Raw genomic sequence first — 13,924 nt, 5'->3', positions numbered from 1 at the left:
GGATCGGGGAACCGGCACCAGCCGGGCCTGGATCGCGCTGGCGCCGCACTTCTGCACCGGGAGTGCGGCGCTTTTCCTATCGACGTCCAAGACGACCCCAGGGAGGAGAGTCCCATGTCCCGAATTGAAACGGAACACCACGACGGCACGTCCGACGCTACGCCGGGCGGGTATGAGGGGCAGCGCCGCCCCGGCGAGCTGGTCTTCGGCGCGCTGATGGTGATCGGCAGTCTCGTGCTGCTGTGGAATGCCTACGGGATCTCGGGCTTCGAGGCGCTTTCCGCCCCCGGAACCGTGCCCATGGCGACAACCGCCGTCATGGTGGTGACCTCTGCCATCATCTTCCTGCGCGACCTGCGTCTGCCGCGCGTGGCGGGCGAAAGCGTGGCGAAGGACATTCTTCCGGGCGTCGTGCTGATCATCGCGCTGATGCTCGTGGCCTACGGGTTCCTGCTCAAGCCGCTTGGCTTCCTGCCGACGTCGGCGCTCTTCCTGATCGCCGCGCTCAAGCTGCTTGCCCGGCGCGGGTGGCTCTGGACCGCCTTCGTCGCGCTCGGAAGCCTGCTGCTGGTCTGGATCGTCTTCCGCATCGTCTTCACGGTGCTGATGCCTGCGGGCATCGTGCCCGAGGCCGAGGTGATCCAGGCCGTCCGCAATCTCTTCGCGGGAGGCCAGTGATGGACACGCTTCTTGCCTTCCTGACCGTCTTCACCCAGCCCGAGCTTTTGCTGCTGGTGGGGCTCGGCACCTTCGCGGGCGTCTACGTCGGCGCCATTCCGGGGCTCTCGGTGACCATGGCGGTCTCGATCCTGATCTCCTTTACGTTCTCCTGGGACGTCTACCCGGCGATCTCGCTGATGATCGGTATCTTCATGGGCGGCGTCTACGGCGGCTCGCGGACGGCGATCCTGCTCAACATCCCCGGCGCGCCCTCGGCGATCGCCACGGCGCTTGACGGCTATCCCATGGCGCAGCGCGGCGAGGCGGGCACGGCGATCGGCGTGACCACGGTCATGTCCTTCTTCGGCGGCTTCATCGGCATCGCGGTGCTGGCGCTCGCGGCGCCGCTGGTGTCGGATTTCGCGCTGAAATTCCAGCCGCGGGATTACATGCTGCTGGCCGTGCTCGGCATCCTGCTGGTGGGGTCGCTCTCGTCGGGCAGCCTGGTGAAGGGCATCTTCGCCGGCGCGCTCGGCATCGCCATCGGTGCGGTGGGGCGCGACCCGCTGACCTTCACCGAACGCTTCACCTTCGATCTGACCATCATGCAGAGCGGCATCAGCTTCATCGCGGTGATGATCGGCATGTTCGGCGTCTCGGAGGCGCTCATGCAACTGCACCACGTGGACAAGACCGCGGTGCGGCAGAAGATCACCCGCATCGTTCCCTCCTTCGGAACCATCCGCAAACACCTGCCCCTGTCGCTGCAGACCTCGACCATCGGGGTGATCATCGGCGCGCTTCCGGGCACCGGCGGCGACATCGCGGCGCTCATGGCCTATGACCACGCGAAGCGGGTGACGAAAAAGCCCGAGCGTCCCTTTGGTCAGGGCGCGATGGAAGGTCTGGTTGCGCCGGAGACCGCCAACAATGCGGCCGTCGGCGGGGCGTTCATCCCGATGATGACGCTGGGCATTCCCGGCGACGCGGTGACCGCAATCATGATCGGCGCGCTGTTCATCCACGGTCTGAATCCCGGCCCGATGCTGATGATCGACCAACCCGACATGTTCTGGTTCATCGTCGGCGCGCTGGTGATGGCCAATTTCTTCATGCTGCTCTTCGGCCTGACCGGGATCAAGCTCTTCACCAGGATCGTCGAGATGCCGCGCGGGGTGCTCATCCCGCTCATCATGCTGCTGTCAATCGTCGGCGCCTACGCGGTGAACAACTCGATCAGCGATATCTACTGGATGCTGGGCTTCGGCTTCTTTGGCTACTTCATGCGTCACTACGGCTACCCGCTGGGGCCGGTGATCCTCGGCGTGATCCTGTCGCGGCTGCTCGACGACAACTGGCGCCGGGCCATAATCTCGGAGCGCGAGGACCTCGGTCGGTTCTTCCACGGCATCTTCACCAGCCCTCTGTCGCTGGTGCTGTTCATCGCGGTGATCTTGATCTTCGTGTCGCAGACGCCGCTCTGGGCCCGCGCGAAAGCCAAGCTGTTTGGCGATCCCGCCGAAAGGGTGCAGCAATGACCACACTCAAGAGCCTCAAGCTCGGGCTCATCGGCGACAATATCGCGCGCTCGCGCTCGCCCCTTCTGCACCGCCTCGCCGGGCAGCAGAACGGCGTCGAAGTGACCTATGACCGGCTGGTCCCGAGGGAGATGGACCTCGGCTTCGACGAGATCTGCGATGGCTGCGCGCGGCAGGGCTATCGCGGGATCAACGTGACCTATCCCTACAAGGAGAGCGCCGCGAGGCGGGTCGAGGTGGATGATCCGCTTGTGCGGGCCATCGGGGCGGTCAACACGGTGATCTTCGGTGAGCCCCGCCCCAAGGGCTTCAACACCGACTATTCCGGCTTCATGGCGGCCTATCGGCGCGTGATCGGCGAAGCCGCCACCGGCACGGCGCTGATGATCGGCACCGGCGGGGTCGGCCGCGCGGTGGCCTTCGGGTTGGCGGGGCTAGGCACGCGCAGCCTTCGCCTTGTCGACCGCGATCCCGCCAAGGCCGAGGCGCTGGCCGAGGCGCTGAAGTCCGTCGCACCGGACATGGAAATCAGCATCTGGCTCAGTGCCGACAAGGCGGCAGAGGGGTGCAGCGGCCTGATCAATTGCACCCCCGTAGGCATGGTCGGCCATGAGGGAACGCCGCTGGCACCCGCTGCAATGAACGGCGCATCCTGGGCCTTCGATGCGGTCTACACACCGGCGGACACGCAGTTTCTGCAAGATGCCGCGGCAGCAGGGCTGAAGGTGATCTCGGGGTGGGAGCTCTACTTTTTCCAAGGGGTCCACGCCTGGCGGCTCTTCTCGGGCCTGGGGTTGGACGCGGTGGCACTGCGCTCTGCGCTCCTCGAAATCGGAGAAGCTCTATGAAAACCTGCATCGCAACGGTCTCGATCTCGGGCACGCTCTCCGAGAAGCTCGAGGCAATCTCGGCGGCAGGTTTCGACGGGATCGAGATCTTCGAGCAGGACTTCATCACCGACAGCGGCAGCGCGCGGGATGTCGGCAAGCGCATCCGCGACCAGGGGTTGAGCATCGACCTCTTCCAGCCCTTCCGCGACTTCGAGGGGCTGCCGGGCGCGCTGAGGGCCAAGGCCATCGACCGCGCTGAGCGCAAGTTCGACCTGATGCAGGAACTGGGTGCCGAGCTGATGCTGGTGTGTTCCTCGGTCCACCCCAAGGCGCTTGGCGGCATCGAGCGGGCGGCCGAGGACCTGCGTGCGCTCGGCGAGCGGGCGGCCGCCCGCGGGCTGCGGATCGGCTACGAGGCATTGGCCTGGGGTCGTTTCGTCAACGACCACCGTGACGCCTGGGAGATCGTGCGCCGTGCCGACCACCCGAACCTCGGGATCATCCTCGACAGTTTCCACACGCTTGGCCGGAACCTCGACCCCACGTCGATCCGGCAGATCCCCGGCGATCGCATCTTCTTCGTGCAGATGGCCGACGCGCCCCGGATCGACATGGACCTGCTCTACTGGTCGCGCCACTTCCGCAACATGCCGGGTGAGGGCGATTTGCCGGTCACCGACTTCCTGCGCGCGGTGCTGGCGGCGGGCTACACCGGACCGGTCAGCCTCGAGATCTTCAACGACCAGTTCCGCGGTGGCAGCCCGCGCACCATCGCGCGTGACGGCTATCGGTCCCTGGTGACGCTGCTCGACGACGTCCGGCGCGCGGAGCCCGAGGTGCGGGCCGATCTGCCGGTGATCCCGCCGCGGCAGCGGCTCGAGGGCACGGCTTTCGTCGAGTTCGCGACGCGCGGTGCCGAGGGTGACACGTTGCGCAGCCAGCTCACCGCGCTCGGTTTCGTCGAGACCGGCCGCCATCTCGCCAAGGCGATCACCCTCTGGCAGCAGGGCGACATCCGTATCGTGCTGAACGAAGAAGAGGGCGACTTCGCGGGATCCGCCTTCAACATGCACGGCACCTCGGTCTGCGACATCGGCATCTCCGTCGCCTCCTCGGCCGAGACCCTGGCGCGGGCCACGGCGCTTGGCGCGACCGGCTTCGCGCAGTCACCCGCTGTGGGACAGCTCGACATCCCGGCAATCCGCGGCCTCGGCGGCGGCCTGCTGCATTTCCTAGATGAGCGCCATGCCTCTGTCTGGCGCGACGAATTCGGCGTCGACCGCTCCGGCCCTCGGGGCGCCGGGCTGGTGTCGGTCGACCACATCGCGCAAACAATGACCTACGACGAGATGCTGAGCTGGTCGCTCTTCTACAGCTCGCTTCTGGGGATGTCCAAGGCGCCCATGGTCGATGTGATCGACCCCGACGGGCTGGTGCGCAGCCAGGCGCTGGCGGCCCCCGACGGCGCCTTCCGGGTCACGCTCAACGGCGCCGAGACGCACCGGACCGTGGCGGGCTCCTTCCTGGCGTCGAGCTTCGGCGCGCCGGTCCAGCATATCGCCTTCGCGACCGAGGACATGTTCGCCACCGCACGCGCCTTCGCCGCGGCCGGGTTCGAGGCGCTGCCTATTCCCGGCAACTACTACCACGACCTCGCCGCCCGCTTCGACATCGCGCCGGCAGAGCTGGCACGGATGCAGCGTCACAACATCCTCTACGACGAGGACGAGACCGGGACGTTCCGCCAGCTCTACAGCCGCCCGGCGGCGGGCGGGCTGTTTTTCGAGATCGTCGAGCGGACCGGCGGCTACTCCGGTTACGGCGCGCCCAACTCGCCATTCCGGATCGCGGCGCAGAAACGGCTCGCCCCGCCGAAGGGATTGCCACGGGACTGAAGCGCGATCCGGGTCCTGCCTCATCCAACCTCATACGCATTTCATTGACCGGCCTTGCGAAACACTTCCGCTCGAGGTCGCGGCAGCCGGTCCGACATCGAGGCATTGGTCGGCAGCGACGACGAGGCGATCACGCGCCCGTTCAAGGCAGCGGGCATCCATCGCGGCGGCCCATGGCGTAGTTTCCGGGCTGCCAAATACATCGGGCGGAGCGGGCCGGCTCGTCCAAAAGCCGCCGCCTCCGCGGACCCATCAAGAACATCCTTTCGGCCGAGGCTGAGGCCAAGGTCCGCGCGGAGCCCGCAGTACCCCGGAACATCGCCTTGGCTGGTGTTGGAAAAAACCCGCATGGCCAGCACCCTGTCGGTGGCCACCCATGCAAGGTGTCTGTGAGCAAGCGGCGCGAAGCATTGGGTCGTCGATGCGCCTTCCAGCCGACGGGGCATCCGATGATCGCGGCGGGGCGCGGGCAGGCCGAATACGGTGCAGGCCTCGAGCTGGCCAACGGTCATGCCTCGGCTTTAGCTGTCTATCTGGCACCGAGCGGGCATGTGGCTCATGAACGGGGGCCCTGCTCGGCAGGGCGCCTACGGCGCAATGTTGCGACTTCAAATGCGGCAGAGACCTGGGGGGGTTCGCCGCCTTCGCGTGACCCAGCGCCTGTCGCGTTGGCCATCTGCGGCGCACATCGCGTTCGATACGGGACACACCCACAAGGTAGCCTGACCCGAAGCCGGACGGCCCCGCTTGCTTGCAAAGGTCGCGCGAAAGCGGTTTCGGTGGCGCGGGGGCTGCGAAGTTTCGCGCCCCGGCTTGTCCCTGGGTCAACATGCGGCTATTTCGCGACGCGACTGCCCGTGTGTCGACCAACCGACACATCGGGACGCGACGCAGACTCTGGGGAGGAGCAGGTTCATGCTCGACGAGACCACGATCGCCGAAATGCTCGGCCAGCATTACGACCTTGCGCCTTCGCTGGAGGCCGCCGAGCGTCTGGCGGATGTCTACGCCAGCATGAGCCGCGTTGTCAGCCCCGCCGACTGGGCGATCCACGCGCCCTATGTCGAAGCGATCAACAAGCTCAAGAAAGAGCGCAACGCGGTCATTCTTGCCCACAACTACATGACCGCGCAGATCTACCACGGCATCGCCGACGTGGTCGGTGACAGCCTGCAACTGGCCATCGAGGCAACCCGTGTGAAGGCCGATGTCATCGTGCAATGCGGGGTGCATTTCATGGCCGAGACCTCGAAGATCCTCAGCCCCGAGAAGACCGTGCTGATGCCCGACATGGACGCCGGCTGCTCGCTCGCGGAAAGCATCACCCCCGAGGGCATCGCCGAGATGCGCCGCCGCTATCCCGGCGCGCCGGTGGTCACCTACGTGAACACCTCGGCCGCGGTGAAGGCGGCCTCAGACATCTGCTGCACCTCGTCGAATGCCGCGCAGATCGTCGCTGCGCTGGATGCCGAGACGGTCATCATGACGCCCGACAAGTACCTGGCGCAGAACGTCGCCAAACAGGTGCCGCAGAAAAATATCGTCTGGTACGACGGCTCCTGCATCGTGCACGAGCGCTTCACCGCCGCCGAGCTGCGCGACTTCCGCAGCTGGCAGCCCGACACCCGGATCATCGCCCATCCCGAGTGCCCGCCCGACGTGGTGGCCGAGGCCGATTTCTCGGGGTCGACCGCCGGGATCATCGACTACGTCACCCGCGAGCAGCCGCAGAAGGCGATGCTGGTCACCGAATGCTCGATGGCTTCGAACATCTCGGACGCGCTGCCGGGGATCGAGTTCGTCGGCCCCTGCAACATGTGCCCCTACATGAAGATGATCACGCTGGAAAAGGTGCTCTGGTCGCTGCACAGCATGGAGGGCGCGGTCGAGGTCGATGCCTCGGTCGCCGAGGAGGCGCGCCGCGCGGTGCAGCGGATGATCGACCTGTCGAAGCGCGCGGCGGCCTGACCCGGTGACCGATGTCGCGACCGACCGCGTGGTCATCCTCGGCGCGGGTCTGGCCGCGCTCTACGCGGCGCTGGCACTGGCACCGCGCCCGGTGCTGCTGGTCTCGCCCGACCCGCTGGGCACCGGCGCAAGCTCGGCCTGGGCGCAGGGCGGCGTCGCCGCCGCCATGGCCCGGCCCGACAGCCCCGAGGCCCATGCCGCCGACACGCTGCGTGCCGGCGCCGGGATCGTCGATCCCGAGGTGGCGCATTCCGTCACGCGCGAGGCGCGGGACCACATCCTGAACCTGACCGATCTCGGCGCCCCCTTCGACCGCGACGCGGCGGGGGGCTACCTGCTCTCGCGCGAGGCGGCGCATGGCTTTGCCCGCGTGGTGCGGGTGCGCGGCGATCAGGCCGGCGCCGAGATCATGCGCGCGTTGGTGGCGCAGGTGCGGCAGGCAGCCTCGGTGCAGGTGCTCGAGGGCTGGCTGGCCACCGGGCTGCGCAGCGCCGAAGGCCGGGTCACAGGTGTCGAGCTGGCGCCCTCCGACGGCGGCGCGCCCGTGGCGGTGACCACCCCGGCTGTGCTGCTGGCAGGCGGCGGCTCGGGCGGGCTCTACGCGCTGACCACCAACCCCGCGCGCATCCGCGGGCAGGTCGCAGGGCTGGCCGCGCGGGCCGGGGCGGTGATGGCCGACATGGAGTTCGTGCAGTTCCACCCCACCGCCATGGACATCGGCCTCGATCCCGCGCCGCTCGCAACCGAGGCGCTGCGCGGCGAGGGGGCGGTGCTGGTCAACCGGCTGGGCCAGCGCTTCATGGAAGGCCAGCACCCCGACCTCGAACTTGCCCCGCGCGACGTGGTCGCCCGCGCCGTCTACGCGCAGAGCCGGTCCGGCCTGCGCCCGATGCTCGACACCCGCGACGCGCTCGGCCCCCGGATCCGCGAGGACTTCCCGGGCGTCGCCGCCGCCAGTATCCGCGCGGGGATCGACCCGGTCACCCAGCCCATCCCCGTCGCCGCCGCTGCACATTACCATATGGGCGGGATCGCGACCGATGCCGCCGGGCGCGCCTCGCTCGCCGGGCTCTGGGCCTGCGGCGAATGCGCCTCGACCGGACTGCACGGCGCGAACCGGCTGGCCTCGAACGGGCTCTTGGAGGCGCTGGTCTACGCCCGCCGCTGCGCGTCGGACATCGCCGGGGAACTTGGCGAGCTCCGGGACGCACCGCCGCTCGCCCTGCCGCAGACCGGCCCTGCCGAGGCGCCCGACCCGCAGCTCGTGGACCGCCTGCGCGATGCCATGACCGCCGGCGCCGGGGTGATCCGCACGGCAGAGGGCCTCGCCGCCTGCCTGCGCGAGATTGCCGTGATCGAGGCCGCGCAGCCGGGCTGCACACCGCTGCGCAACATGACCGCCACCGCGACGCTGATCGCCGCCGCCGCGCTCACCCGCCGCGAGAGCCGCGGCGCGCATTTCCGCTCGGATGCCGGCGAAGACGCGCCCGAGACCGGCAGCCGCAGCCGCATCACCCTTACGGAGGCCATGGCCCTCCGCGACACGCTCCAGAAGGAACCCGCCTGATGTCCCTGCCTCCGCTGCCCGACATGATCCTCGACCCGCTGGTGCGCGCTGCGCTGATGGAGGACCTCGGCACCTACGGCGACCTGACCACCCGCACGGTGATCCCGGCGGGCACCCGCTACCGCGCGCAGCTGCGTGCGCGCGAGGCGGGGGTGGTCTCGGGCATGCAGATCGCCCGCATGGCGTTTCACATGGTCGACCCGGCGCTGGAGCTGACCCTTCACAAGCCCGACGGCAGCCCCATCGCCCCCGGCGACGTGCTGATGGAGATCGAGGGCGAGGCCGCCTCGATCCTCACCGCCGAGCGCGTGGCGCTGAACTTCGCCGGGCGGCTCTCGGGCATCGCCACGATCACCGCCGGTTTCGTGGCGCAGACGCAGGGCACCAAGGTGCGCATCACCTGCACCCGCAAGACCACGCCGGGGCTGCGCCTCGTCGAGAAACAGGCAGTGCTGCACGGCGGCGGCTTCAACCACCGCTTTTCGCTGTCGGATGCGATCCTGGTGAAGGACAACCACATCGCCGCGGCCGGGGGCATCCGGCCGGTGCTGCAGGCGATCAAGGGGCAGGCCTCGCACATGGTGCGGGTCGAGATAGAGGTCGATACGCTGGACCAGCTTGTCGAGGTTCTGGACGAGGGCGGGGCGGATGTGGTGCTGCTCGACAACATGGATACCGGCACGCTGCGCGAGGCAGTCACTGTGAATGCCGGTCGGTTGGTGCTCGAGGCCTCGGGCAACATGAAGCTGGAGCGCATCGCCGAGGTCGCCGCGACCGGGGTCGACTACATCTCGGCCGGGGCGCTGACCCATTCGGCGCGGACACTCGATCTGGGCCTCGATTTCTGAGCGACGAGAGGGTGTCTTTCGGCCCGCGTTTCGCAGAGACCAGGGCAGGGGGGCAGCCACGCCGGTGACCATTCGCTGATGTGCGCGCTGGCACCACCTGTGCATCGGTTCGTTCCGGGCTGGTCCTTGCACGGAGAGCCCCGATCTCGACGTGGCCCGAAGCAGTGCGTCTGGGACGTCAGTCGGGCTTCGGCAGCGCGCGAAAAGTCACGCTTGCGCCTTCCAAGTGCTGTTGCGCAGCTTCACCGACAAGGCCCGCGGTTGACCGCAATTTCAAGAGCCGACCCGAGCGGGACAGGCATGAAGATGCGCTTGCTGCTGGACCTCGCCCGGCGCTCGCAGGTTCTTCACGGGCGATGACGCGTGGCCCGGGAGCTTGCTCAAGCGGCGGCCCATCGCGGCAAGGGCCCGTCGCCACACCACGCGGAGACGCGCAGCGGTGGAGAAAGCTGTACGGGCTGGAAGGTGCTTTGTTGCCGTATTTCCGATGCTTCCGGTCCGGAGCCGGCGGTCAATGGCCCAGCCTGTCGATTTAGCGTGGCGTCGCTGGAGCAGAGGGTCGGGCCTTACCGAAAAAGGCCGGCTGTCGAAGCTCCCGCCCGCGAAGCCGATCGGCTATTTCCTCGCCTGTCCCGGCCAGGCTCGCCACGCTCCGGCCCAGGGCCTGAGACGCGCTGCGGTCAGCGCCGATGAGCCAATCACAAGCGCGCACAGCAAGGTCTTCGACACGCTCCCCATCGTCCCTTCGATCAGCATCGCGTGTGCCACGCTGCCGACCACGACGACGGCGGCCGCCGTGCAATGCGCAAGCCGCCACGCCTGCGGACGCAGGGAACGTCTTTTTCTGACGCCCGCCAGGAGCGCCGCTGCGACCAGAGCCCACATCGCCACGACACCAAAGACCGAGAACAGGGTCGGCGCGGTGAAGGTCAAGGCATCCAGCATGTCGGGCGGACTCGCGATCCCAAGGCCGGCGACATGCATGGCCACGGCCAGCACCAGGGCCACGCCGGTCCACCGATGGACCCGTCGCCCAGCCCGCAACGGCAATCCGGGCAGCATCCCGGTGGCGAGCAAGGGCTGCACCAGCAGCAGGCACAGCGCAACCACGCCCGCGAAGCCTGCCGCAACATAGACCGGGGTTCGATACTGCAGGTACGAGCTCCCAGCAGCGACGAACAGCGCCGTTGCGATGACGGCGATGATCGCGGCCCAGCCGAGGATTGCGCGGCAGACGACTGCCAGTGTCACGCGGGTTCCAGCACGAAATGTGCCGAAAGACTCGTGTCACGCGCACTGGCCATGACCGGGCGGAGAAAGACTGTCCTGAAGCCGCCGCTGTCATAGGCGAGGTGCCCATGCGGTTGTCCGAAGATCGGTACAATTTGCGGCATATCGAGCTGGAATATGCCGTCCGCGTTGGTCAGGGTCGCGCCGTGGCTTCGGACCTCGCTCTCGCGTCCCTCGACGGTGTGCGCCCAGATCTGGATCCGAATACCCTTCAGGGGCGTGCCGTCACCCGCGCGGCGTACGGTTCCGGACATCGTGAAGCCGCCGCCGCCGATCCGGTCCACTACGGGAGCACCCGGCAGGTAATTGTTCGCACCGCCGCGCATGGATTTGGTCGGAGCGAGACCCTGTACGCGGGCAGGCGATGTCAGGCCGGGACCAGCGGCCAACAGGGCCGCAGCCCCCGCTGCCACAAACCTTCGGCGTACCATTGGAACTTGCGACATTGGTGAGCCTCCCTTCGACAGAGCGCGTGGCCACGCAGGAGTGTACCGCAATTTCGGGTCGAGACCTCGTTTTTTGGGTCCCGCCGCACGGTCTTGTGACCAACCCAGAGGTCGTGTCTCGCGGCGTGGAATGGCGGACCGAGACATGCCACTCCCTGTCGACACACGCCGCAGACGTCCGGCCCTCGCGCGTGGTTCTGCACAGGGCGTGCGTACGGCAATGAAGGGCTCGCAGCGGCCATGTGATCGCGCCACCGCTGGCTGCGTGCCGGAGGGCCGCTTCACGGGATGTCCGCGAGTCCGAGCAAGCCCCCCGCGAGCGTCGCAGCGCCAGGCACGTGTGTCACGCCGGGCTTTGGCCGGAAAACCGCGAAACCGGCGGCCTCGCCACCACACGCATTACCCCGGTCCGGATCAGGTGGATGGCGAACCGGAAGGTAAGGTCCGAGATCCCCCCGACCACCGCCTCGGCGACGGCCTTCCGGGCCCCGGTAGGCCTCAGTCGCCCCGGCGAGGCTGGGCCACGGGCGCGCCCGCGGTTTCGCCTTGTCTTGTGGCAATGTCGTATCGGTCATCGTGCCGCTCCGGGCCGGTCGGCCGGTTGTGGGTCTTCTCGCCCGCATCCCGGCACATCTGGAGGGAGGTCGGGCCGTGCGGTATGCGCTCCGCGCAGACGCCGCGCCAGCCGGTCAAGCGCGGGGGGGCGAAAGACCGAATTACCGGAGCATCGTGACTAAGCCGCAGAGCGCGCCGCAGTGGCTTCACAACGCATCCTCGCTCAGTCGAAGCCTCGTCCTGATCGATACGCGATGTATCGCGCGGCCGTATTGCCGGCCCAAAGGCCCGTTCAGAAGATCCCGTCGGTACGGCAATTGATATGGATCTCGGGGACTGAAGCCGTGTTCGACAGGCCAATCGCTTCCATCACCAGATGCGCGACCTCCTCGGGCTGGGTCATCTGCTCCGCGGGGCGGCTGCCGGCCGAAGCGGTTTCGCCCATTTCGGTCGCCACCAGCCCCGGACAGACCGCGGTGGCGCGGATGCCGTGGTCCCAGCCCTCGTAGCGGAGCGCATGGGCAAGTCCGACTGCCGCGAACTTGCTGACCGAATAGAGACCCGATCCGGCCGAGGCGACGCGCTTGCCCGAAAGCGAGCCGAGAATGACAACGCGACCGCGACCGCCCGCCTTGAGCGCTTCCCAGCCCGCCATCGCAAGCCGGCGCGGTGCGCGCAGATTGACCTCCAGCAGGGTATCGACCTCACCTTCCGACGCCTCGACGATGCTGCTCGAGGTGAAGAGCCCGGCGCTCGCCACGATGGCATCGATACGGCCATGCCTGGCGATCACGGCCTCGGCCCAACGCGCTTCGGCGGCGCGCTCGGTCGCGTCATAGGCGAAGGTGTCGAGCCGTTCGGGAACCATGCCCTCCGGCACTGCGGAGAGGTCGCGCAGACCAAGGCTCACGTGCCAGCCGCGCGCCTGAGCGGCGCGCGCGATTTCGGCACCGATGCCGCGGCTTCCGCCGCTGAGCAGCATCACGGGACAGTCGGTCATCTGTCGTCCTTTCGGTCAGTAGGCCAGCGATGGCAGCCAGAGCGTCAGCGCCGGGAACAGGATCAGGATCAGCAGCGTCGCGAGGTCCATCAGCAGGAACCACCAGATGCCGCGGAAGATCTCGGGCAGGGTCACCGCGTTGTTGAGCGCGCCGTTGATCATGTAGACATTGAGCCCGATCGGCGGCGTGACAAGGCCGATCTCCAGCAGCTTGACAATGATGATGCCGAACCAGATCGCGTCGATCCCGGTGGTTTGCACCAGCGGCACGAGGATCGGCAGCGTCAGCAGCAGCAGGCCGATGGAGTCGATCAGCATCCCGAGAACCAGGTAGATCACCGTCACCGCGAAGAGGATCCACCAGACCTCGCTGCTGACCGAGAGGATCGCGTTGGAGAAGGCTGTCGGCAGGCCCGAGAGCGCGAGGAAGCGGGTGAAGAACAGCGAGCCGATCAGGATGATGAAGATCGACCCGGTGGAGACCACCGCCTGCGTCACCGCCTCGATCACCGCGGCGCGGGTGAGCTTGCCGCGCACCGCTCCGATCACTGCCGCGAAGAAGGCGCCGAGCGCGCCCGCCTCGGTGGGCGAGAAGGCGCCCGAGAAGATGCCGCCCAGCACGAGCAGGATCAGCGTCGGCAGCGGCCAGACGTCGCGCAGCGCCTCGCGGCGTTCCGCCTCGGTCGGCGGCGGCGGGGTTTCCCCGGCCAGAGAGGGGTTCAGCTTCACGCGGGTGACGATCATCGCCATGTAGATCAGCGCCGAGAGGATGCCGGGGATGAACCCCGCCATGAAGAGCTGGCCGACCGAGACCTGCGCGTAGACGCCGTAGAGGATCAGCAGGACAGAGGGCGGGATCAGCGAGCCGAGGGTGCCCGAAGCGGCGATGGTGCCGGTGGCGAGTCCCTTGTCGTAGCCCTGTTTCAGCATCTCGGGCACCGCCATGCGCGACATGGCCGAGGCGGTGGCGACCGAAGAGCCCGAGGCCGCGGCGAAGAAGGCGCAGGCCCCGACCGAGGTGATCGCAAGCCCGCCCGGCAGCCGCGCGAGATAGAGCCGCAGCGACAGGAAGAGCCCGCGTGTCATGTCGGTCGAGGAACACAGGAAGCCCATCAGCAGGAACATCGGGGCGGCTGAAAGCTCCCATTGTCCGACGTAGTCGAAGGGCGTGGCCGAGATCATTCCCCAGGCGACGTTCATGTTGAACATCTGCGAGATGCCGACGATCGACACCAGGCCGAGCGCCAGGCCGATCGGCACGCGCAGCGCGATCAGCACGAGGGCGATGACGGTGCCGAGGATACCGATATCGAGATTGCTCATGGGT

At 67.9% G+C, this 13,924-nt stretch carries 12 protein-coding genes; 7 read left to right on the top strand and 5 right to left on the bottom strand.

Annotation, left to right across the window (positions count from 1 at the left end; genetic code table 11):
* Positions 1-114 precede the first annotated feature (114 nt).
* From IQ782_RS25025 to IQ782_RS25010, 4 genes are read left to right on the top strand one after another with little or no spacing between them, the layout of a single operon-like run.
* On the top strand, positions 115-678 hold the full coding sequence (locus IQ782_RS25025; RefSeq protein WP_194137400.1) for a tripartite tricarboxylate transporter TctB family protein: 564 nt from the start codon (positions 115-117) through the stop codon (positions 676-678).
* The gene (locus IQ782_RS25020; RefSeq protein WP_194137399.1) at positions 678-2,198 is read left to right on the top strand and encodes a tripartite tricarboxylate transporter permease; all 1,521 of its coding nucleotides are present in this window, start codon (positions 678-680) and stop codon (positions 2,196-2,198) included. Before IQ782_RS25025 ends, IQ782_RS25020 begins: the two co-directional genes overlap by 1 nt.
* Positions 2,195-3,046, top strand: coding sequence for a shikimate dehydrogenase family protein (locus IQ782_RS25015; RefSeq protein ID WP_194137398.1), 852 nt, complete (start codon positions 2,195-2,197; stop codon positions 3,044-3,046). The genes IQ782_RS25020 and IQ782_RS25015 overlap by 4 nt, the downstream gene beginning before the upstream one ends.
* Entirely contained in the window at positions 3,043-4,923 is a 1,881-nt protein-coding gene (locus IQ782_RS25010; RefSeq protein WP_194137397.1) for a bifunctional sugar phosphate isomerase/epimerase/4-hydroxyphenylpyruvate dioxygenase family protein, read from the top strand. The genes IQ782_RS25015 and IQ782_RS25010 overlap by 4 nt, the downstream gene beginning before the upstream one ends.
* Before the next feature lie 41 nt (positions 4,924-4,964).
* Here the strand turns inward: IQ782_RS25010 and IQ782_RS25005 are convergent, their stop codons facing one another.
* Positions 4,965-5,435, bottom strand: coding sequence for a hypothetical protein (locus IQ782_RS25005; RefSeq protein WP_194137396.1), 471 nt, complete (start codon positions 5,433-5,435; stop codon positions 4,965-4,967).
* A 403-nt stretch (positions 5,436-5,838) separates the two neighbouring features.
* Between IQ782_RS25005 and nadA the strand changes: the two genes are divergently transcribed.
* The 3 genes from nadA to nadC are packed head-to-tail and all read left to right on the top strand — an operon-like array spanning position 5,839 to position 9,306.
* Positions 5,839-6,891, top strand: a complete 1,053-nt coding sequence (gene nadA, locus IQ782_RS25000; RefSeq protein WP_194137395.1) for a quinolinate synthase NadA — start codon at positions 5,839-5,841, stop codon at positions 6,889-6,891.
* A gap of 4 nt (positions 6,892-6,895) precedes the next feature.
* The gene (locus IQ782_RS24995) at positions 6,896-8,458 is read left to right on the top strand and encodes an L-aspartate oxidase (protein WP_194137394.1); all 1,563 of its coding nucleotides are present in this window, start codon (positions 6,896-6,898) and stop codon (positions 8,456-8,458) included.
* The gene (gene nadC, locus IQ782_RS24990; protein WP_194137393.1) at positions 8,458-9,306 is read left to right on the top strand and encodes a carboxylating nicotinate-nucleotide diphosphorylase; all 849 of its coding nucleotides are present in this window, start codon (positions 8,458-8,460) and stop codon (positions 9,304-9,306) included. The genes IQ782_RS24995 and nadC overlap by 1 nt, the downstream gene beginning before the upstream one ends.
* A 615-nt stretch (positions 9,307-9,921) precedes the next feature.
* Here the strand turns inward: nadC and IQ782_RS24985 are convergent.
* From IQ782_RS24985 to IQ782_RS24970, 4 genes are all read right to left on the bottom strand, one after another.
* Complete coding sequence (locus IQ782_RS24985) at positions 9,922-10,557, bottom strand: ferric reductase-like transmembrane domain-containing protein (RefSeq protein ID WP_194137392.1); 636 nt, start codon at positions 10,555-10,557, stop codon at positions 9,922-9,924.
* Positions 10,554-11,042 carry a peptidase associated/transthyretin-like domain-containing protein gene (locus IQ782_RS24980; RefSeq protein WP_194137391.1) on the bottom strand — a complete coding sequence of 163 codons (489 nt, stop codon included), beginning with the start codon at positions 11,040-11,042 and terminating at the stop codon, positions 10,554-10,556. The genes IQ782_RS24985 and IQ782_RS24980 overlap by 4 nt, the downstream gene beginning before the upstream one ends.
* 847 nt (positions 11,043-11,889) lie before the next feature.
* Entirely contained in the window at positions 11,890-12,597 is a 708-nt protein-coding gene (locus IQ782_RS24975; protein WP_194137390.1) for an SDR family NAD(P)-dependent oxidoreductase, read from the bottom strand.
* A gap of 15 nt (positions 12,598-12,612) precedes the next feature.
* Entirely contained in the window at positions 12,613-13,920 is a 1,308-nt protein-coding gene (locus tag IQ782_RS24970) for a TRAP transporter large permease (protein ID WP_194137389.1), read from the bottom strand.
* Positions 13,921-13,924 lie beyond the last annotated feature (4 nt).

The organism is Salipiger mangrovisoli (genome assembly GCF_015223355.1).
Lineage (GTDB): Bacteria > Pseudomonadota > Alphaproteobacteria > Rhodobacterales > Rhodobacteraceae > Salipiger > Salipiger mangrovisoli.
The sequence above is the reverse complement of the archived record's forward strand: the minus strand, read 5'-3'. Positions and strand labels throughout refer to the sequence as shown.